The following is a 21,532-nucleotide window of genomic DNA, read 5'->3' on the forward strand; positions in this document are numbered from 1 at the left end:
AAATAGCACTGTTAAATTTTTGGGAGTTTTCGCTTGCGTTGAAGTCAGCTTCAAGGTTTAAGCTGAGTCAATCAAGTCAAAAGGAGGCACAAAATAAGATGTCAAAAACAAGCAAATGGATTGCTGGCATTATCGTCGTTATCTTGCTTGCAGTCATTGGCGGTGCGCTGTTCGTTCACTTCAGAACAGCTGATTCAACAAATACACCAAAACCATCAAACGTACAAAAGAGAGGTCAAAGAATGAAAGCACCGAAAACATTAATCGTCTATTATTCACGGACAGGTAACACAAAAGCAGTGGCAGAGCTGATCCAGCAGGAAGTTGGTGGTGATCTCGCCCAAATTGAAACCAAGACTTCTCGTCCCAGTAATTATCGTGCTGAAGTCGAACAGAATGCCCGTGAACAAGAACAATCGGTTAAACCGGCATTGAAGTCAAACCTACCTGACCTCAAGCAATATGATCGTATTTTATTGGTAGCCCCACTTGGAATATGGCATTGCCACAGGCCGTCGTTTCTTTCATGGCCAACAATGACTTCGCTGGTAAAACCGTGATTCCGTTCAACACAAATGGGGGCTACGGCGTTGGCTCGGTCTTCACTCAGATCAAACAAGGGACTTCCGGGGCACGTGTTTTGAAGGGCTTCTCAATCAAAGGCGGCGAAGAAATTAACGGGATCTTACTCGCTATCAAGGGTAATCGTCGAGTAACCGTTTCAAAAGAAATTCGCACTTGGCTAACTAGCATTAACCAACAACAATAAAAAGGATGATGACAGGTTGAATAAACAAAAATTCGGGATTGTTTTACCCGTGACACTACTCGCTTACTTCTTAATTTTGATGGATAATTCCATTATTTTCACAAGTTCAGTTGAAATTGGCCAAAGCCTGCACCTCTCGGCTATTGCTCTTTCCTGGGTTTCCAGTGCCTATACACTCACATTTGGTGGCTTTTTACTGCTCAGTGGGCGCTTATCGGATTTACTGGGTCGCAAACGGATCTTTTTAATTGGGCTAAGTATTTTCGGTCTCAGTTCATTAGTGATTGGGTTAGCCCAATCCAGTACCATGATGATTGCCATGCGGGCTTTGCAAGGGATTGGTAGTTCCATCATTGCGCCAACCACGCTGGCTCTGATTATGGACGCCTACAAGAACGAAACTCGCCAAAAGGCCATCTCATACTACGGGGCCACGGCTGGTATCGGTTCAAGTGTTGGCTTACTCATCGGTGGTGGTTTGACCAGTTTAATTTCTTGGCGGGCCGGCTTTCTGATTAACGTTCCCTTTACGTTAGTCTTGATTATTCTGACCGCAAAGTACATTGCGCCCTCACCAACAAAGCCCGAAAAATCGACTATCGGGGTAGCTTCTACTCCATTCTCGCTTTAGGTGGCATTATTTATGGCTTCACGGAACAAAACTGGTGGATTATCCTGATCGGCTTCTTATTGCTGATTGTGTTTGTTTACCACGAAAATCGTATCACATATCCCATCTTGCCCCTGCAGCTATTCAAAACAAAGTCCGCTCCGGTGCTTACATCACACGCCTACTTTTCATGATGACAATGCTACCATTCTGGTATTTCCTGCCCCAAATGATGCAGCATCAATACGGCTTTTCTGCTTTTGAATCAGGTTTAGCATTTTTACCCATGACGCTAGTTAATTTCGTTGTGGCGCTCTGGTTACCTCGACTGACAAACAGATTTGGTAACGGCCGCATTTTACTGGTCGGTGAAATTGTCTTGGCTGCCGGGCTATTGATCCTCACGCTCTCTGATTCTGCCAATGGCTACTGGCAAACAATTCTCTTACCCATGTTGATTCTCGGTTTGGGTCAAGGACTGACTTTGGCGCCTGTCACATCGGCCGGTGTTCACGAAGCGCCCGACGAGATGGCGGGTATTGCGAGTGGCGTGACCAACTCAATGCACCAAATCGGTGGCCCAATTGGCCTGTCAATTATTGTCTCCATGACCAGTGTCTTTCAGACTGAGCTCTGGTTGATGTTGAGCTTTACGCTGATCGCGGTTGTTGTTGTTCTGTTCCTCGTGGATGGCCATAAAGCGACCAATCAATAAAGCCGAATACGAACCTAAAACCCCCATAAAAATATGAGCTGTATACTAAATAAGACAGTAAATTTGGAGGTTTTATGGATGAATCAGGAACGGTTAACCACTTTTGAGGATGCTATTTTGGCCATTATTATGACAATTTTGGTATTGGACCTCAAATTACCAGAAACACCGACGTTAGCGGGATTGTGGCAGCTACATGCGAGTTTCTTTGCTTACACATTGTCATTTTTTGGATTGGTCTGATGTGGGTCTCACACCACAACAACTGGCGCCATGTTAAAACAATCAATGGTACCACAGTGATGTTGACGCTTGTTCTATTATTCTTCACTTCGTTATTTCCCTACACCACGAGCTTTGTATCAGAGAACTTCAATAATAGCGTGGCACAAGCCTTTTATGGCCTGATTATTATTATCATTTCACTCTGCAATGTTGCTCTCTCGAGAAATCTCGATCACATTAACGCCGCTGCACATTTTGGTCTCCTGTATCGCACCGCTGATTGGGTGGTTTATGCCGATCTTGGGCTCAAAATCATTGGGTTAATTCTTGCCATCACGGTCTATCCGCCAGCGATGATGATTGCGATTTTTCTGGCTAGCACCTTACTTCTGGTTGGTATCAATACTCATGACAAATGAATGATAGCTTAAAAGGACCGTAGCAAAACCAGTTGGTTTTGCTACGGTCCTTTTTAAATGTCTGAATGGTTTATATCTCCTCTAACGCTGTTTCATCTCTCAAGATAATAGTCTGATGATCGCGTTCAATCCATTGCGCATCCGCAAACTGTTTGAGCTTGCGCGATAGGGTTTCTGGTGTCGTTCCCAAATGAGTGGCGAGCTCGCGCATCTTCATTGGAATCTGCACACGGCTACTACCGGAAGCTTTAGCTAGATCCAACAAATAGCTCGCCAACCGCTCTTCAACGCGCGCCATCGATAGGAACTGTGCTTGCTGTTCCACGCCCATCATTTTATTGGCATTGATTTCGAGCAATTTGAGGCTGATTTGCGGATATTTGAGTAAGAGCGCCTGAAAATCATCTTGGCGTAACACGCAGACTTCCGTTTGCTGCAGTGCTTCGCTGAACAGGTTCTCATTACGGGCGCCAAACAAAACATTCTCACCCTCATAGCCACCCGGTTCAACGACACGTAGTAACTGCTCACGACCGGATGCAGAGAGTTGATAGACTTTCATACTGCCGCGAGCCACAATGACCAACCGCGGATCGCTGTCAGGCGCAAGAATCTGTTCACCCTTATTGACGGTCTGATGCGACACGAGTTGATTGACCCGTGCCTGGTCTGTATCAGGCAGGTGGTTAAATAATGGCACAAGTGTCACACAGCGATGTTGGTCGGTCATGGTCAAGTCTCCTATCTACTCGTCATCGTCTTCTTCATCCAAGCCTTCACGCACACTGTGGCCCAAATACGCTTGAATCTGGCGCATTTGATGTTTCAGCCACCCATCTAACTGGCGCAAAAGGCGGCCAGCGCGAATTTACTTTCTTTGTCAGCCAGCGCAATGCCCCGCGTCACAAACATCAACTGGGCATCGCAATCTTTGACAATCTCAAAAAGAATGGTAGCTGTTGATTCAAATTTCAGCTGGCCCTGCTCACTGAGAAACGTATAATCCAAGAATTCTTGGGTCGTCGTTGGAATCGTTTCTCCTTCATCTAACATCAATTGATTCAATTCGTCAAATAGGGCCCGCTCACGATGATACATGGCGGTGATCTCACCATCCGCAAAAACCTTAGCGTCACCCTTTAATGCAAACCGGGCCTGGTTGAGCTTATTTTGTTGGATATGCAAATTGCTCAGGATATGCCCGGTCATCGCGCCAGCAGTTGGCGTGTGATGATCCGTATCGACCTGTTTTTGTTCCGCTTGATATAACGTTTCTGCTGTTTGCATCTTCTTCCCCCTAGATGGCCTTCACCTTGACGTTTTGGACCTCGTAACCTAACTGTTCAATCGCCTGCTTGAGTGTATCTGCGGATGTCACACTGGCATCGTACTCGGTCTTCACCTTGCTGGCATTAAACAGGACTTTGACTGAGGCAACACCGTTTTGGCCGGCAACCGCGTGTTCAATTTTTGCATGCAGCTTGGGCACGTTAATGCCCCTAATTGTAAGATTGCTTTTTCCATCTTTAAAATCCCCTCTCTTGATTACCTTCAGTCTAGCCGGGATGTCTCGCTGAGTAATTGACGCTGGTCAAGTTTTTGCTTAGATGAGGTCGATAATAATAAGCGCAATGCATTGGCTGTGACCAACAGAATTGAGAATTCATGAATGAACATGCCGCTGCCCATGTTGACAAGCCCTAACACCAAACCAATAAAGAGCAATGCCACCGTGGCCAGCGCCAGAACAATATTTTCCTGCATGTTGGCCACCGTCTTCTTGGTTAGGCCAAACGCAGTCACCAATTGATGGAAATTGGACTTGATCAGCACCACATCCGAGGTTTCAACCGCAACATCCGTGCCACTACCCATGGCAATCCCGATATCTGCTCGCGCAATGGAGGGACTGTCATTGATACCGTCACCCACAAAAGCAACCGTATGGCCGGCGTCTTGAAGCGCTTGGACATACGCAGCCTTGTCTTCAGGTAAGAGATTGCCCTTCACCACATCCAGCGTGAGTTCCTGGCCGATGAGATCGGCAGTCGCCTGATTGTCACCCGTCAACATGATCAACTGTTTGGCACCCATCTGCCGCAACTCATTGAGACTGGCTTTCACTTCTGGCCGCAATTGATCCTTGATACCCAGTACCAGCGCAAGTTGGTTGTTTTGGGCAACCAAGACCACCGAATGGCCGGCAGCTTCAAGCGCTTGAACGTCCTGTTGCTGTGCCGCACTGATGGCGACATGATACTTGGCCATCAGTGTGAGATTGCCGACCAGATAACTGATCCCTCCAACAGTCGCGGATACCCCCATGCCCTTGATGACCTGGGTTTCGGATACCGTTTGAGCGGGTGCATCGACAAAGTTGATAATCGCTTGACCCAAGGGATGGTCACTTTCACTTTCAATGCTAGCCACTGCCTGAAGCACGGCATCACGATCTTCGCGATAGTGCTTGACTGCATTCACACGCGGTGTGCCATAGGTCAATGTCCCCGTTTTATCGAAAACAAAAGTATCCACATGTTTGAAAGTGGCCATCACCTCGCCCCCTTTGAGCAGAATCCCCCAGTTTGGCGCCACTACCGACACCAGCCACGTTTGCCACCGGTACCCCGATGACGAGCGCTCCAGGGCAGCCCAATACCAAAATCGTAATTGCCAACCGCGCATCGCGACTCACCAAACCGACAAGCAGGGCAATCAAGAGGACGATTGGCGTATAGTATGTGGCGAACTTATCGATGAAGCGTTCAACGCTGGATTTTGTATCCTGTGCTTCTTCAACCAATTCGATAATTTTCCCAAATGTGGTGTCTTCACCAACTTTTTCCGCCTGAACTTCAATCGTGCCATTCTCCAGGATTGAACCGGCAAAGACATGGTCGCCGATGGTTTTGGTCATGACGGCCGACTCACCGGTAATGCTTGCTTCATTCAGATAACCATTGCCTTTAGTGACGATGCCATCAACAGGAACCTGTGCACCCGTTTTGACCAGCATCACATCGCCCTCATCCACCGAATCGATATCGACGTTCTCAACACCGTCTGTGGTCACCAGTAAGGCTTGCGCAGGCGCCATCTGGGTTAAATCACCAATAGCGGAACGCGTTTTTTCCATTGTTTTCTGTTCTAACAATGCCCCGAGTAAAAAAGAAAGGTCACAATGGCGGATTCATTATATTCACCGATGACCAGTGCGCCGATCACTGCAATACTGACAAGTAAGTCAATACTGATCACCCTCACGCGTAACGCCGACCCAGCCTGTAAGCCGATGGGAATGAAACCGATGATGGATGCGATAAACATAGCGACCGTATAACCGAGTTGCCAGTTGAAGCCATACCGGCTGACAAGCGCGATGAGCACCAAACCACCGACTGCGATGATTAAATCCGTTCGATGCTTTTGAAGCTGCTGTTGTAATTTCATAAGCCATTCCTCCTTGATGCTTTCATTGTAGAAGCCCTGATCGCAAAAAGAATTGACGCCGGTCAAGAACAGCGCTTCTGACAAAATAATGACTTATACTAAGCGTGAAGATTTCAAGTCGACTTTCCCACTACGAAGGAGCAAAAGATGAAAAATAAAAAAATGCCGTTTAGTTTATTGGTGCTCTGCTATCCATCGCGTTTAATTTCCTGTTGTTCAAGCTAGCAGATACCTATCACTGGTCGTTCAACACCCAGCTAATCATTTTTCCAATCTTCATGCCCCTCGCCCTGTTTGGTTTTATGTATGGGGTCGCTTATTGGCAACAACGCTCCGACAAGAAAAAGTTGTGACAAAAGACGCTTTGAGAATGAGGATTAACAGGGATTGATGCTAAAGCCCGAACTTAGGCTTTGAATCAATCCTTAACGTGTTTGAACTCGCAACAACTTGCGCCCAGCTTGGTTCGTTATTGGCAGAGGCCGCCAATTAAACGAACCCATGCTGGTGCTCAGTTGCTGGGCGCGAGTTCGCACACTTCTTTGTTAACCGGAATTCTCAGTCTTTTGGAACACGATTAATCTATTTTGTTCGGAAATTGAAAAGGAGGGTGTGACAGAACACGGTTTTGTCACATCCTCCTCTTTCGTTAAGCAATAGTAAAAATCTAGGCCATTTGTGCCTGCAGCGAGATCATTTGTAGCACACCCGTTGCGCAATCACTGCCCTTGTTCCCGCCTTTACCGCCAGCGCGATTGAGTGCTTGTGCCATCGTGTCGGTGGTTAACACACCAAACATCACGGGCACCGGTCCATTCAGACTGACCTCGGCAATCCCGCGAGCGGTTGCGTCACAGACGTAGTCAAAATGAGGGGTTTCGCCGCGAACGACGGCCCCCAAAGCAATCACACCATCGACCTGCTTTGATTCACCCAGTATCCGTGCCATGCGGGGAATCTCAAAGGCGCCCGGCACTTTGATAATTTCAATATCAGCAGGTGCCACGCCAAATTGGTTTAACGTATTGGTGGCTCCGTTGAGTAAGCGATCTGTGACCAAATCGTTAAATTGAGCCACCACAATGCCAATTTTTTACCTTGTCCCTGTAACTGTGCTTGCATCATTAGTCGACCTCCTTGAGTAGGTGTTGCATCTTGTGTTTCTTGGTTGCCAGGTAGCCGGCATCCACTGCGTTCGCCGAAATCTCGAGTGGCACGCGTTCAATCACGTCGACGCCTAATGCCGTCAACTGATTGATTTTGTCTGGATTATTCGTCATCAACCGCACTTGTCGAATATGTTTTGGTGAAGAATCGCCGCGACAAGCCCGTAATCTCGGGCATCGGGCGCAAAGCCGAGTTTCACGTTTGCCTCAACGGTATCCAATCCCTGTTCCTGCATCTGATAGGCACGCAACTTATTGGCCAGCCCAATGCCGCGACCCTCTTGGCGAAGATACAAAATGGCGCCGTGACCCTCAGCTTCAATCAGCTGCATGGCGCGCTCAAGCTGCTCGCCGCAATCACAGCGCAATGAGCCAAAGACGCACCGGTTAAACACTCCGAATGCACGCGTAGCAATAGTGGCTCATCTGGCTGCAGCTCGCCTTTTGTAATGAGGAGCGTCGGCTCTTCTTGGTCAGGTGTCTCAAAGGATTCGAGCATGAAGTCCCCATACTTGGTTGGCAGGTGCACCTTGGTCATCGCTTCTGCAGCATCAATCGCGTGCATCCAGCGATATCGCTTAATCTCTTCGATGGTAATCATTGGCAGTTGCATGCCTTCTGCAAAAGGTTTGAGATCCTTTCGTCGAGCCATGGTGCCATCTTTTTGAGGATTTCTGTGATGTAGGCGACAGGCCGCATCCCCGCGAGCTTAGCCAAATCGACTGCCGCTTCGGTGTGGCCCGCACGCTGCAACACTCCATGAGGTTTGGCAATCAGCGGAAACACGTGGCCGGGGTGATAAAAATCGGCCGCTGTCGCCTGCGTATTCGCCAACTGCTGAATCGTCCTGGCTCGGTCGAATGCCGAGATGCCGGTCGTTGTCGTTTTGGCATCCACACTGATAGTAAACGCCGTTCCAAAGGCATCCGTCGCGTGACTCACCATCGGCTCGATACCTAACTGGTCCGCAATCGTTTCCGTCATAGGCACGCACAATAAGCCGCGCGCGTGCGTCACCATCGTATTGACTGCAGCCGGAGTGACTGCTTCAGCTAACCCGACCATATCACCTTCTGCCTCTCGGTGATCGGAATCCGTCACAATCACGAGACCCCCGCGCTTCAGTTGTGCCAGTGCACGCTCAATGTGGGTTGTCACATCATTTTTCATCATTCAGACCGCCTCCCGTGCCAGAATATATTTACCCAAAATATCCGTTTCAATATTGCTCTCATCACCCAGTTGCAATTGACCGAGTGTCGTCGCTTGCTGGGTTGCCGGAATGAGACTCACACTAAACGTATCATCAGTCACCGCTGTCACGGTCAAACTCACACCATCGATGGCGACCGACCCTTTCTCAACAATCGCGGCGCGCTGTGCCGGATCGATTTGGAAAGTCAGTGTCAAGGCATTTTGATCCACGATGCGGCGAATCACCTGCGCTGTGGTATCAACATGGCCCAAAACAAAATGACCATCGAGCCGATCCGTTGCGCGCAATGCTGGTTCCAAATTGACCTTTGACTGCAGTTGTAATGTGCCGAGATTGGTGCGCCGCATGGTCTCTGGCATCACCTCTGCGCTGAAACCTTGCGGAGAAAGCGCGGTAATCGTTAGGCAGATACCGTTGATTGCGATGCTTTCACCGACTTGGCTATGAATCTCGTGCGTCAATGGTGTGGCGATGGTAATCATGGCCGTGTCTTGCTTGCGGTCGAGCGCGATGACGCGCCCCATTGTTTTAATAATGCCTGTAAACATCTGATGTCCTCCTCAATTCAAATCGTGTGTCTAATCCCAATTTGGTTTGATTCACCAAGCGATACGTTCCCGCTTTGCCTTGGTCGCTCCATATGGCGGGTAGTCCCTGACCACCCAGAATTATGGGAGCAACATAGACAATCATGTGGTCAGCGAACCCGGCCGCTAAGTAGTCAGCATGGATGCGACTGCCACCTTCAATCAATAACGACTGAATACCCTGTTGTTGCAACAAAGCCATGACGGCCGCTGGTGACCATTCGCCCACAAACACTTGAACAAAATCCGGCCATTGGTGCCGTGAATCTGTTGCCGCTAACAGCCATACCGGTGTCTGTTGTTCAAACAACTTGGCATCCGCTGGTAGCTCTGCAGCATCGTGCAACAACACCACGCGAATCGGTGGCCAATCAATGGGGACTTCTCGCACGGTTAATTGCGGATCATCCACTAATGCGGTGTGTTCACCCACCATCACAGCCTGATGCGTTGCCCGCAGTTGCTGGCTATCTCGGTAAGCCTCTGGTCCGGTGAGATAACTGCGTGCTTTTGTGCCGCATTGATTTTGCCATCCAAGCTCATCGCATACTTCAGTGTGACTTGTGGCCGCTGGTGCTGATAAAAGAAATTGTAGGCTGGGTTCAAGCCCTGCGTGGTCGCTAATATCTCAACTGCAATCCCAGCTGTACGCAAAATCGCAATGCCCTTGCCTGCCACCAGTGGATTCGGATCGATTTGGCCAATCACCACGCGGCGTAAGCCAACACTCACCAGTCGTTTGGCACACGGTGGCGTTTTGCCGAAATGACTGCACGGTTCAAGCGTGACGTACATGGTTGCACCCCGCGCATCAGCTGAGCTTGCCAACTGATTCAATGCATCGATTTCGGCGTGTGCCTCACCGAAGCGATGATGATAGCCGACTGCCAGAACGTGTTGCTGTTTGACAATCACGGCCCCGACCATTGGATTCGTCCACGTGTGGCCATTTCCCTTCTGCGCGGCCTGAACAGCCAGCGCCATATATTCTGAATCTGTAATCTCACTCACCCCACAAAAGCCCCACAAATAATTATGCGGGGCGGAAATTTGAAAGCTAAATAAGATCCCATCCGAGAGTGTGAGCACCAAAAAGTGCGCACTGACGGTACGAAATTATCAGTTATTTCTTCTCCCATCCAGACTATACTGTCGGTCCCAGACTCACACTGGGTCCACCGCTAAACGCGGGTCACGGACTTCAACACTCAGGTTGTTACCGTCGGTCGGGAATTGCACCCTGCCCCGAAGAAATCTATTCAGTTAACGCGTTCATCATACAAAACACATTTTAAAAAGCAAGGTCGCGACAAATAAAGAGAACTGATGATACGCATAAAGCGGTCCGAATGGCGATATAACACCTCTCGGACCGCTGTGATTATTTTTTACGCGTTATTGAATGAAATCTGCGACTGCCGCGTTCACCGCAGCCTTTTCAGCTTCAATCAACGCCACACGACTGCTAATCACATTGATATCCATCTTGATTTCACGTGTTAAGCCTGGTGTCTGCAACTTAGGTTCAAAAGAACGTCTTGAACTCTTGCAGGCGTTCCGGTGTCTTGAAGATACCGGCAATCACGGTGATGTAAGTGGTGAATTCCATATCCCCACCGACCGTTTTTCAAGCCAAGCCCAGTCGTTTCGAATCCAGTCCCAAGCGGCTTGTTGTCCAGCGTCATTGGCCAAGACGCCACGGAACCAACCACGCAGATCTTGTGGCTTGATGGTGTCAGCATCTTCGAACGCGTCAATCAACCGCGCAATCAGCGCCTGATCAGGGGTGCCAGTGAGCGCACCGACCAAGTTACCCTTGAAGCTGGCATTTGAAGAGTCGCGATAAGCTGCTAACAATTGGTCAAACAGCTCAGCAGAACCGAAGTGCTTCACCTCGTTTGCGATAACCAAGCCGCGAATATCAGCAGGCAAGGTGGTCAGGTCTGACCGATGAGCGACAAACAGGTCATGCACAGCCGCGATGGTGTCCGCATTTTGCCCATACAAAGCGGCTGATAAAATATCTGGCCGACTCAATTGATCATCGTTGGATTCACCAGCCTTAGGCGTTAAGCCGAGGCGGTGCATCTGTTCAGCACTCAATTGATCGAACAATTGACGTAAGTGCGCTTCTTCTGGCGAATCCGCCGTGACAAACTTCTTCAGGTTGGTGGCCACGGTGACCCAGCCGTCAATCACAACATTGGCATGGCTGCCTGTAAAGTGAGGCAACAATGGCACAACATCCGCGTACGAAATCTGGTTACCATCAGCCAACAAGCGCTGTGCTTGCAGCAATTGCAATTGATCGATGGCATCCAGTTCATCCACATGGTCCAAAATATCAGCCATCAAGGTGTCATCATACTTCACGATAAAGTGCGAGTTGTGGCCGATGTTCAGGCGGAACGGTGCGCCGATTGCTTCACGTAATGCCGCGTAGTCACCCAATGTCAATGTCTTTTCAGTCATAATGGCCGGTGCATCAGGTGCATTACTGTTGAGCGGAATCTGCCACTTGCGCGTAGACGCGTGGTGGTCGCCGATAAAGAACTGTTCCTGTGACAGTGTCAATTGGCCATCCACAATCGCCGCATTCACAACTGGGTACCCCGGTTGTTCAAGCCATGATTGCATGATGCCACCGATATCCATGCCGGATGCTTCACCGAGTGCTGCCCACAAGTCAGCCCCTGTGGCATTGCCGAATTGGTGTGCGGCAAAATAAGCCTTCAAACCGGCCCGCAGCGCGTCATCCCCGATTAAGGCACGCACCATCACCAGCATCCGTGCCCCCTTAGCGTAGACGATAGCGGCATCAAACAAGGCATCGATTTCGGCCGGATTTTCAACCTGCACATGGACCGATTGCACGCCGTCTGTCGCATCCCGTTGTAATGCAGCCGGAACATCGGAAGTTTGGAAGGTTTCCCAAATGTGCCAGTCAGGTTCAATCGCATCGATGGCGACATATTCCATCATGTTGGCAAAACTTTCATTGAGCCAGAGATCATCCCACCACTTCATTGTGACCAAGTCGCCAAACCACTGGTGTGCCAGTTCGTGCGCAATCACAGTCGCAACAACCTGCTTCACACTCATCGAGGTGTTGTCAGGATCGAGCAGCAAGTAGGCTTCCCGGTAAGTCACCAGACCCCAGTTTTCCATCGCACCAGCGGAGAAATCGGGCAGTGCCAATTGCCATGAATGTGGTAATGGATAAGGCGTTTGGTAGAAGTCTTCAAAGAATTCGATTGACCGCTTCGCAATGTCCAAAGCGAAGTCGAGATCCTTGGCTGGGTGAGCCTTTGTGCCGAAGACGCCGACTTGCACTCCACTCTTGGTCTTGGTTTGCTTACTCTGCAGATCACCAAAGGCAAAGGCCACCAGATAGGTCGACATCCGAACGGTGGTGTCGAAATAATGCACCCCATTGTCAACGTGGTTCTCTGGCATATTGCTCAAGACGGTTTCACCGGGTTGTTCATCGAACTTAATCGCAAGGTCAAAGGTGGCCTTAGCTTCAGGTTCATCAATACTTGGGAAAGCCTGGCGCGCAAAGTTGGTTTCAAATTGCGTTCCAATAATCTGTTTTTTCACACCGTCTACCTGATAGTAGGATGGATAAATACCCATCATAGTATCTGTCAGTGGTGCGGTATAAGTGATTTCAAGGGTCACTTCACCGGATTCTGGCAATGTGATGCGAATCGCATCAGCAGGCACATCCATGGTGAATGGCACGTCTTTGCCATCGGCTTTGACGCTACCGATTTGCAAATCCTTTGGTGAATCGCGATATTGGTCGTTGTGGCCGTCCCTGTGATGGTCGTCGTACCACCGAATTGCTTGGTCTCACGATTGATATCCAAGTACACGTTGTAGTGCGATGGTTGGAACGCTTGATAGAAATGTGTTAAAGCTGCCATGATTTTCCCCCTGTTTTGTTAGAATAGTCTCATTATACGCCAAATCAGGTACTTTGGGGATTATTTCGCTGATTCTGACCGAAATAAAGCGTCTGTCCTGCTGGCTTACCTATCGCGCTGATCGTAAGCCCGCTTTGACTTGTAACCTGCCGCAAAACGGTTTGCATCACTTCGATGTGACGTGCTTTCGTCGCTTCTGTGGCGCTACCAAAATAAAGCGTGCCCACTCACGCTGATACCCTGGGGTGAGCGCATCAAAGAAAGCCTGCATCTCCTGATTGTCCGCGAGTAACGCACTCACTTTGGGAATATCAACTTCAAAATCTGCTAATGGTTTTTGAGCCATAGTAAAAACTCCTTTTAATTGTTTAGAATTTATTCGAGCGACCGAAATCGCCATACTTTTGGGCGAATTGATCGATAATGTGCTCGGCATTGGTTGGTAAGATGAGGTGATCAACCCATTCTTTTGGTGCCACGGCATCGGGATGTTGCGCCCAATAAATCATGGTGCTCAACTGGGCAATCGTATCGGTATCCTCCCCGAGATTGACGGCCGTTAACATGGCGTCTTTCAGTGAGTCAGCGTTACCTGCCACCCACACGGCTGCTTCAAGTGAGTCGACCACATACCCGGACGAATGAATCATTTGTTCGGGTATATCCCAGAAATCTGGTTGTCGCAGACGCTGATAATGCGCGACTTCAGCGCGGGGCAAGCTCAGTTGTTGCACACTCAAAAACGCCTGTTGCAACGCGGTTTCGAGTGGCAACTGCGACAATAGATGCCGCAGCAACTCCACATAGAGGACGCTACCGATGAGCGCTCGTGGATGCCGATGCGTGATGAATGTCGTGTCACGGATTAATTGAAACCGCGTGTTCAGATCCGCTTCATCTTCCAACACAATGGCAAGGGGTGCGATGCGCATCAGTGCCCCGTTGCCATTGCCCATCTCGCTTGCATCTCCGGCCATTTCTGGTTCACTGCCCTGCATGAAATGTTGAATAGCCACTTGGGTTGAATGACCGACATCAAAAGTTAGTTGAGCTGGCGTATAGGCATCTTGAGTCAACCAGGTCACCATTTTGCGCATCATGTCGTGCATTGTCCCCGCTTGAACCAGATTGGCCAGAAGGATTAATGTCAAAGAGGAATCGTCCGACCAAGAGCCCGCGGGTTGCTGATAGGTGCCATAACCCTGCATCTGCGTGACGTGATAACTGCCCCGTTGCTGGAATTCAACTGGCACGCCGAGCGCGTCCGCCACAAACCATTGATGATACCTTGTTTAATCTGTTTGGCTGTTAGCACTAAATCGCCCCCTGCATCTGCTGATAAACCGGTAATAGTGCATCCACGGTGGCATGAAGTGATTGCCACAATTGCTCAGGATGGGTAAATAAGGGATCATCTTGCATAATCAAGCGGCCCACCATGAACTCGCCCGCTTTTGTCGTCAGATACCGATGCCGCAAGAAGTCAAAATTGGCCTGAGTCAGCGGCACACCTGTTTTCTTGGTGTGATCACCTGATAGCACCATGGTGTCACTTAGCGCCAAGATTGGTTCCTCAAGCATTTCAAAGTTTGGCCGATACGCCGTTGCCTTGGTCTCACCTAAAATTGCCGCCCATACAAATAGCCGGTCATCCCAGAAACCAACCTCGATGTGGGGACCCATTTTGTAGCCCCGCTTATTCGGCGAGAGCGCCAACCAGGTATCCACCGGTGGATTCTTATGGCGCCGCAAATGTTTGGCCATATGAAAATATTGTGGGGGTAAGTCGGATTGATTGGCCCACCGCGTCAACACCTCTTGACCAAATTGAACAAACTTGGGGTCCAGCTGCGTTTGAATTTTGCCCAACCGCCCCGAAAGCGTTGGATCTTCAAAGATTGTAAAGTCAGCCGCTGTAAACACGCGTGCACTCCCTTTCATGGTATACTGAACACAGATCACGATGCGATGCGCGTCATGTGCATCGCAACAAGGAGGAATTATCATGGCAGATGATGAATTGCAATCACATATCAGTAAAGGATTGTATGGCACGCCTCAGACAAATCCCGACGAACGCCGGCAATACCTCGGTTCCTTGCGCGAACGAGTTGCCCTGCGCATCACCAATCAAGAAATTGCGGCATCAACGACATTTCCTGCTCTGAAAGCCGCAATTAACCAGTATCTGAATAAGGACTACCAAGTGTTGATCAACGGTAAGTTGTCTCCTGACATCACGGCGCCATTCATCACATTGGTCAATACCAACAACATGCCGTTCACATTGATCAGTGATGACACTGCAAATCTTGACCCTGCTGGCTCTGGACTCTTGATTGTGGCCAAAGACGCCATCAACCAAGATGATATCTCGCTTCCCGAATCCGCACCTACGCCTAAGGATGACAAACCTCACTCACACGATATTTTCCATCTCTTTGACTAAGTATACCGCAAGCATTCTGATGCTTACGATATGAATCCAAAATAAATAGTCCCACGATATGCCAATGTTGAAACACTGTTCAGCATTGAAATAACGTGGGACTATTTGCTTGCTTATAAATCCTTCATCTCTGGGAACAATGCAGCCAACACAGCCCGTGTGACCCGCCGTGATTTACCCGAGTATGGGAACAGGTGCATAAACATGGCCGGGTTATAGTTGGCCTCAATCACCGTCGCCATCCCTGCTTGGTCAGCTTGGTATGGCTGGTACAGATTAGGAATAATCATATCAACACCGCTGATTGTCTGGCCCATTGTTTTAGCAACCTTTATCGCAAGCTTCTTATAACTCTCATCGACTTCATCGGTCATGTCATAAGAATCCCCGCCGGTTGAGATATTGCTATTGGTCAACAGGAAGGCCTGATGACCACGTGGCACCACACTGTCCGCAGTTAAGCCTTGTTCCGCTAGCACTGCGAGTTCGCGCTCGTCTAAGTGCAACTGTTGCAGTGGCTTGCGGTGCGCTTCACCACGCATCGGGTCCTGATTCTTCTTAGCGACCAGCTCGGCGACTGTGTGCTGACCATCACCAACGACATTGGCTGGAACGCGTTCCAAAATCGCATGCACATGATTAGCAACAACAAAGAAGCGATACTCGGTACCGCGCACGAACAATTCAACCAGCACATCGCCGTACCGATGCGCAAATTGAAAGGCGGTCTCAAACTCTTCCGGTGTTGGTGGCACCATGAAGAGACTGACGCCTTCACCGACATTGGCGGCATTAGGTTTGATGACCAAACTCTTATTCCGGAAACTCGTCGCAAAATCCCGTTGTGCAGATTCAAGGTCGTGATAGACCATGGCCCGAGCAACTGGCAAGCCTGCTTCACCTAACAATTGCTTAGTGACAAACTTGTTATCCACCAGCCGACTCGCCACCAAGTTATCGAGCCGGGTTTCATTACCGGCACGAACGAGTTCCTGATGCTCGCCGTTGGTCAGGCGGATGAATTGGTCACTGCGATCGAGCACGTCAACCTTGAGCCCAATTCGCATGGCATCTTCAATCAGCATTTGGGTCGATTGTTCCATGTCGGTGAAACCGGGCAACAGGTATGGCTCATCTGTGGCCCACTGTTTGTTGGTTCGCGCCAATTGTTGGCCGACGGTTTCAAACGCCCCGGCGGCCACTAATTTGGCCGCTGGCGTGTGTTCTGGATGCAAGACGCGATCTTGCATCGCCGTGAAGGCAGCAAATTGCGGCTTAGTGATGGTCTGTTGATTCAACCAGATGGCCATTTGATCCATCGCGTCAGCAACCTCTTGGCTACTCGTTGTCGGTGCCTGCATCGCAATTTTGTCGTTCATCCGTGCCGCAGTTGCCAACTGTTCATCGATATCCCCGGTCATCTGAGGTTGGCTCAATAAGAACCAAGCAAAATCCTGCATAAACTGCAGTTCTTGCGCATCAATCCCGGTAGCAACAAAAGGATTGAGGTCCAAGTCCCGGAATTCGAGGTAATGAATGCCCTGTGCAAGTGGCACTGAACTGCGTAACCGCACTTCTGCGTACAGTTGTGCAGGACTGATTAATTGACCACTCTCGACAGCTTGCTTCAAATCTCTGGCATAGGCCTCGACACTGCTGTAGCTGACATGCACGTGCTCATCATTGTGGTAACCGAACTGGTGACTGCTGTGCAAGGATCGCACCGGCTGTTTGGGCAGTGCCGAGTTGAAATCGGCGTTTGCCGCAGGACTAGCACCAAAAGATAGGTCAACACAAAGCGATATTTGATCCATTGCTGGGCCAAATGCAAATAAATCTGATTGCGATAATCGAGATAACTCGGCGGTGTACCTTTAAAATCCTCCGCTTCATAGAGGCGCTCGAATAATTGTTCTGGTAAACTCAAATTGAGATGAATACTGCTCATGAGCTGCGGATTAACTGCCTTGGTCTTTGCAACCAATTGTTCCCGATAAGCTAACCGCTCTGGCGTTGGGTGTGCAATCGGCACGTCATGAGGCAGTGTTGCCGGCATCGTGAGCGGCCACAGCGCCTCTGTTTGTGGTAAGCCACGCAATGCACTTGCCGTCAGTGCCTGTAATTCATCGACAGTTTGGGCCAGTACATTGGGGCTCGTGATGATCTCGAGTTGACTCTCAGCGAAATCCGTTTGAAAATAAGGATGCGTTGCTCGATTACCCAATGCCTTTGGATGATCGGTCACAGCTAAGACGCCATGATCATCGATACGATGACTCTCGCGCTCGACGGCCACTAATGTTTGGGGGATCAACCCCGTCAGATGTGCCGCTTGAATCTTTTCCCAAATTGTTAACACGACAATGCCTCCATTCCTGCCTGTTATTTTAGCATATTCGGATATGGCGGCATACCTCTACACGTAGAAAGGATCGCTTATGCAACAACCTCTCGCATTTCGAATGCGGCCCCAATCACTCGATGATGTTGTCGGCCAACAACATCTGGTCGGACCGCATCAAATTATTCGCCGCATGGTGGCAGCTAAACGACTGACCTCCATGATTCTCTATGGCCCACCTGGGACCGGTAAGACCAGTATTGCGAGCGCGATTGCTGGGACCACTCACTATGCCTTACGCACTCTAAACGCTGCCACCGATACCAAAAAGATTTGCAGGTAGTCGCTGAAGAAGCCAAGTTCAGCGGTTCGGTCGTGCTGCTTCTCGATGAAATTCATCGCCTGGATAAAACAAAACAAGATTTCTTACTGCCACACTTAGAATCGGGCCGCATCATCTTGGTGGGCGCAACCACAGAAAATCCTTACCTCAATATTTTGCCGGCGATTCGCAGTCGGACACAGATTTTTGAAGTCTTCCCACTGACACCGGAAGATATCAGTCGTGCCATCACACGTGCGCTGGAAGATAAGGATCGTGGACTGGGCAATTATCCCGTGACGCTCACAGATGAAGCGCGAGAATACCTGATTCACGCGACCAATGGTGATTTGCGCAGCGCATTGAATGGGCTAGAACTCGCAGTGCTGTCCACCGAAACCGTCGATGGTGCGATTACCATTACCCAACAGGTGATGGCCGAATCCCTGCAAAAGCCCGACCTGCAAGGCGACGCAGATGGTGATGCACATTATGATTTGATTTCAGCGTTTCAAAAATCGATTCGTGGCTCCGATGTCGACGCGGCCCTGCATTACCTCGCCCGCTTGATTGCGATTGGCGACCTCAATAGTATTTTGCGGCGCCTACTTGTCATCGCCTATGAAGACATCGGCTTAGCGAACCCGCAGACCGCGAATCGCACATTGACCGCCATCACCGCGGCCGAGCGCTTAGGCTTACCGGAAGCACGGATTCCGCTGGCAAACGCCGTCATCGACCTGTGCTTAGCCCCTAAGAGCAACAGCGCCATCGCGGCCATCGATGCAGCTATCGCGGATGTTCAGGCTGGGCGCAGCGGCGCCATTCCTGATGCCCTGAAGGATGCCCACTACAAGGGCGCGGCCAAGCTCGGCCACGGTGTCGATTACAAATTTCCGCATGACTTCCCTGGTGATTGGGTGGCCCAGGATTACCTGCCAGAGAATATGCGCCGCGTTCACTATTATGAACCCAAAACAACGGGCAAATATGAGGCGGCCTTGAGCAAACAGCTGGCAACACTACAGCAGATGAAGGCCCAAGCCATGCGTCAGCACAAGCCATAAAAATTTTAAATGTAAGCGGTGTGCTAGCGCTTGCATTCTCAAAATGAAGATGCTACTATAATAGACGAAAGTTCTAAGGTGTACGCGCTTCCCACCTATCAGTTGACCGAACAGTATCGAGACCTTGGGATCGGAAGTGGCAATCGTCGTGCTGCTATTTCACTTAGCGACTAAAGCGGTTGTCGTCTGAACCCACTTGCGTAATCGCGGGTTTCAACGATTCGGGAAGAGAACGGCGCCCATAGCCTTTCATTAAAAAGTATTCAAACTTTTGGGTCGGCCTCGTGCCGGCCTTTTTTAATTTTGGAGGTTGCGTTGTGTTTACACTTTTATTGTCCCTATATGCTTTGGTATTACTGGCGGTCGCATGGTATCTCTACGCGCACCGTCGCGGCCCCTTCCTGAACTTTAAGCAAGTCCCCGCTGGCTTACAACAGGCGCTCAGCAGTGTCAGTCTTGGCCTTTTGGCAGTCGCAATCCTCTGTGTTGTCGCCATCATTATGACTAACCAAGCGCTCGGCCTGATTGCATTGAGCCTGGGCGCCTTGATCATGGGTGGCCTGGGACTGATTCTCCCCCGCTTTTATTAATTTAGAAACTGTTTTCATTTAACTTGGCGGCCAATCTTGTACAATAAAGATGAGGTGATGAAGATGTTACAACAATACAATCATATTTTAGTTGCGATCGACGGCTCCTACGAGTCTGAATTAGCTTTCAAGAAGGCAGTCGCTGTTGCTAAGCGTAATAATGCCGAACTTTACTTAATTCATATTGTGGATACTCGGGCATTCCAGAATGTCTCCAGCTTTGATTCCGCGATGGTTGAGCAGGTCACTGAAACCGCCAAGCAAACCATGAATCAGTATGTCGAAACCGCCAAAAAGAAGGCCTCGACGATGTGAACTTCAGTATCGAATACGGCGCACCAAAGACCATTATTGCGCGTGATATGCCAAAGCAACATCAAATCGACCTCATCATGATTGGTGCGACTGGCCTCAATGGGGTTGAACGGCTCTTGATCGGTTCTGTGACCGAATACGTGACCCGCAATGCGCCTTGTGACGTCTTAGTGGTCCGGACCGATTTGAACAATCAACCTGCCTTGGCATCCACAAAAAGCCTAAGGAAGAAAAGTGATTCAGTTCACATAATCGTTGATTTGCGATAACTATTTTAATCAAATAAAAAATCACCTGTAATGAGATTTATGGCAATATGCCAAAAATTACAGGTGATTTTTGTTATGCAGTCTCACTATTTGGTGCGTTAAATCCCATTTCTGATACCAAGGATTGTGCCAACTTTGAGGCATGGTTGACGCGAGCCAGTGCCAAAGCGATTTCATACCGTTCATTGGCATCGGCTGACCCTGCCGCGTGCAGTGCGCGCGCTTGAATCGCATATAATTCATCCAACAAGTACAAGCTTTTGTGTTGGACGGCGATGCGAATCCCCTGCTCGCTGAACTGCCGCACAGCGTTGAAGTCACGCAGTTCAAAGTAAATGCGACTGATATTCCAGTAAATACTGAGTTCCACGGTCAGATACTTGGTGTCCGCTAATGGCACGCGGGTCAGCATCTGTAATGACTGGTCGATATAGACCTTCGCGCGGTTAAATTCCTTTTTCTCCGCGTAAGCCAATCCCAGCCCCAATGTGGCCATGATGCCAAAGAGGTCTTGATCTGACGTGACATAAGGTGTCAATGTGCGACCAAAGTAATAAATCGCTTCATCGGGGGCCTGATGCAGGAACAATTCAATCATCCCGAGTGCGTAATAGTACCGCTTTTGATCGTCATCTTGATTGAGCTTTTTATCTGAAATCGGTTCAATGAGTTGATTGGCCTGTTCGTATTGACCCAAGCGAATCAATTCATCGATTTGGTTCAGTGTTTTTGCGTGCTATTGCGATTCTCAACCACGACATCCGTTAACTCAATGCCCAAGCGATCAATCAACCGCATCAAAATATTCATGCTGGGTACTTTATTCCGTTTTTCAATTAAACTAATGGTGGCCTGAGTGCAAATTCCCTGGGCCAGTTCGACTTGCGAAAGTCCCTTTAAACGCCGATAGTAACGCATTTTGTCACCCATAATGCGTAATCCAACTGCTTCCCTACTCATTAACAGTCACTCCTTCTATAATCTTAAGCTACAACCCCCGTGTAGCAAACTTTGATAATGGTGCATCCCATTACCTATATTTATTATAGAGTGCCTTATACAAATCGCATAGTAAAATTCATGTATACATCTT

The 21,532-nt window shown here is 49.3% G+C and carries 14 protein-coding genes, 10 pseudogenes and 1 riboswitch; of the genes and pseudogenes, 8 read left to right on the top strand and 16 right to left on the bottom strand.

Features of this window, described 5'->3' with window-relative positions; all coding sequences use genetic code 11:
• Positions 1-98 precede the first annotated feature (98 nt).
• The 4 genes and pseudogenes from JCM17471_RS14805 to JCM17471_RS01455 all read left to right on the top strand — a co-directional run bounded on the left by JCM17471_RS14805 (position 99) and on the right by JCM17471_RS01455 (position 2,738).
• Positions 99-560 carry a hypothetical protein gene (locus tag JCM17471_RS14805; protein ID WP_225354066.1) on the top strand — a complete coding sequence of 154 codons (462 nt, stop codon included), beginning with the start codon at positions 99-101 and terminating at the stop codon, positions 558-560.
• Positions 527-769: an NADPH-dependent FMN reductase family protein gene (locus tag JCM17471_RS14810; protein WP_263849359.1), complete on the top strand. Its 243-nt coding sequence runs from the start codon at positions 527-529 to the stop codon at positions 767-769. The genes JCM17471_RS14805 and JCM17471_RS14810 overlap by 34 nt, the downstream gene beginning before the upstream one ends.
• A gap of 16 nt (positions 770-785) precedes the next feature.
• Positions 786-2,094 (top strand): annotated as a pseudogene (locus JCM17471_RS01450) (MFS transporter).
• Between the two features lie 129 nt (positions 2,095-2,223).
• Positions 2,224-2,738, top strand: a pseudogene (locus tag JCM17471_RS01455) (TMEM175 family protein).
• Between the two features lie 70 nt (positions 2,739-2,808).
• On the opposite strand, the gene JCM17471_RS01460 reads toward JCM17471_RS01455, so the two are convergent.
• The 13 genes and pseudogenes from JCM17471_RS01460 to JCM17471_RS01515 all read right to left on the bottom strand — a co-directional run bounded on the left by JCM17471_RS01460 (position 2,809) and on the right by JCM17471_RS01515 (position 15,009).
• Complete coding sequence (locus JCM17471_RS01460; RefSeq protein WP_054776543.1) at positions 2,809-3,468, bottom strand: Crp/Fnr family transcriptional regulator; 660 nt, start codon at positions 3,466-3,468, stop codon at positions 2,809-2,811.
• A gap of 107 nt (positions 3,469-3,575) precedes the next feature.
• Positions 3,576-4,025: a ferritin family protein gene (locus JCM17471_RS01465; protein WP_225354067.1), complete on the bottom strand. Its 450-nt coding sequence runs from the start codon at positions 4,023-4,025 to the stop codon at positions 3,576-3,578.
• Positions 4,026-4,035: 10 nt separating this feature from the next.
• Positions 4,036-4,262 (bottom strand): annotated as a pseudogene (locus JCM17471_RS01470) (heavy-metal-associated domain-containing protein).
• A 27-nt stretch (positions 4,263-4,289) separates the two neighbouring features.
• A pseudogene (locus JCM17471_RS01475) lies at positions 4,290-6,188 on the bottom strand (heavy metal translocating P-type ATPase).
• 667 nt (positions 6,189-6,855) lie between these two features.
• Positions 6,856-7,278, bottom strand: coding sequence for a 6,7-dimethyl-8-ribityllumazine synthase (gene ribH / locus JCM17471_RS01480; RefSeq protein ID WP_054776544.1), 423 nt, complete (start codon positions 7,276-7,278; stop codon positions 6,856-6,858).
• Between the two features lie 34 nt (positions 7,279-7,312).
• A pseudogene (ribA, locus tag JCM17471_RS01485) lies at positions 7,313-8,527 on the bottom strand (GTP cyclohydrolase II).
• Positions 8,528-9,118: a riboflavin synthase gene (locus JCM17471_RS01490; RefSeq protein ID WP_054776545.1), complete on the bottom strand. Its 591-nt coding sequence runs from the start codon at positions 9,116-9,118 to the stop codon at positions 8,528-8,530. It lies immediately after the preceding pseudogene.
• Positions 9,099-9,617 (bottom strand): RibD family protein, encoded by a 519-nt coding sequence (locus tag JCM17471_RS14815; RefSeq protein ID WP_225354077.1) that lies wholly within the window; start codon positions 9,615-9,617, stop codon positions 9,099-9,101. The genes JCM17471_RS01490 and JCM17471_RS14815 overlap by 20 nt, the downstream gene beginning before the upstream one ends.
• Complete coding sequence (gene ribD, locus JCM17471_RS14820) at positions 9,593-10,168, bottom strand: bifunctional diaminohydroxyphosphoribosylaminopyrimidine deaminase/5-amino-6-(5-phosphoribosylamino)uracil reductase RibD (RefSeq protein WP_225354068.1); 576 nt, start codon at positions 10,166-10,168, stop codon at positions 9,593-9,595. The genes JCM17471_RS14815 and ribD overlap by 25 nt, the downstream gene beginning before the upstream one ends.
• Positions 10,169-10,280: 112 nt before the next feature.
• A riboswitch (FMN riboswitch) is annotated at positions 10,281-10,414 on the bottom strand.
• Positions 10,415-10,552: 138 nt separating this feature from the next.
• Positions 10,553-13,086 (bottom strand): annotated as a pseudogene (locus JCM17471_RS01500) (M1 family metallopeptidase).
• 105 nt (positions 13,087-13,191) lie between these two features.
• Positions 13,192-13,432, bottom strand: a pseudogene (locus tag JCM17471_RS01505) (YdeI/OmpD-associated family protein).
• Positions 13,433-13,454: 22 nt separating this feature from the next.
• Entirely contained in the window at positions 13,455-14,357 is a 903-nt protein-coding gene (locus JCM17471_RS01510) for an ADP-ribosylglycohydrolase family protein (protein ID WP_082395148.1), read from the bottom strand.
• 43 nt (positions 14,358-14,400) lie between these two features.
• Positions 14,401-15,009, bottom strand: a complete 609-nt coding sequence (locus JCM17471_RS01515) for a DUF1054 family protein (RefSeq protein ID WP_054776547.1) — start codon at positions 15,007-15,009, stop codon at positions 14,401-14,403.
• Positions 15,010-15,091: 82 nt separating this feature from the next.
• Here JCM17471_RS01515 and JCM17471_RS01520 point away from each other — a divergent pair, with 82 nt between their 5' ends.
• Positions 15,092-15,535 carry a YueI family protein gene (locus JCM17471_RS01520; protein WP_054776548.1) on the top strand — a complete coding sequence of 148 codons (444 nt, stop codon included), beginning with the start codon at positions 15,092-15,094 and terminating at the stop codon, positions 15,533-15,535.
• Between the two features lie 113 nt (positions 15,536-15,648).
• Here the strand turns inward: JCM17471_RS01520 and gshAB are convergent, their stop codons facing one another.
• Both gshAB and JCM17471_RS01530 read right to left on the bottom strand, forming a co-directional pair.
• Positions 15,649-17,259, bottom strand: a complete 1,611-nt coding sequence (gshAB, locus tag JCM17471_RS01525; protein WP_263849360.1) for a bifunctional glutamate--cysteine ligase GshA/glutathione synthetase GshB — start codon at positions 17,257-17,259, stop codon at positions 15,649-15,651.
• Positions 17,163-17,894, bottom strand: a complete 732-nt coding sequence (locus JCM17471_RS01530) for a hypothetical protein (RefSeq protein ID WP_054776550.1) — start codon at positions 17,892-17,894, stop codon at positions 17,163-17,165. The genes gshAB and JCM17471_RS01530 overlap by 97 nt, the downstream gene beginning before the upstream one ends.
• A gap of 79 nt (positions 17,895-17,973) precedes the next feature.
• Between JCM17471_RS01530 and JCM17471_RS01535 the strand changes: the two are divergent.
• From JCM17471_RS01535 to JCM17471_RS01545, 3 genes and pseudogenes are all read left to right on the top strand, one after another.
• Positions 17,974-19,265, top strand: a pseudogene (locus JCM17471_RS01535) (replication-associated recombination protein A).
• 317 nt (positions 19,266-19,582) lie between these two features.
• Complete coding sequence (locus JCM17471_RS01540; RefSeq protein ID WP_054776551.1) at positions 19,583-19,855, top strand: hypothetical protein; 273 nt, start codon at positions 19,583-19,585, stop codon at positions 19,853-19,855.
• 63 nt (positions 19,856-19,918) lie between these two features.
• Positions 19,919-20,439, top strand: a pseudogene (locus JCM17471_RS01545) (universal stress protein).
• A gap of 73 nt (positions 20,440-20,512) precedes the next feature.
• Here the strand turns inward: JCM17471_RS01545 and JCM17471_RS01550 are convergent.
• Positions 20,513-21,399 (bottom strand): annotated as a pseudogene (locus JCM17471_RS01550) (helix-turn-helix transcriptional regulator).
• Positions 21,400-21,532 lie beyond the last annotated feature (133 nt).

It is taken from the genome of Lacticaseibacillus saniviri JCM 17471 = DSM 24301 (assembly GCF_001311785.1).
In the GTDB taxonomy this organism is placed as follows: Bacteria; Bacillota; Bacilli; order Lactobacillales; family Lactobacillaceae; genus Lacticaseibacillus; species Lacticaseibacillus saniviri.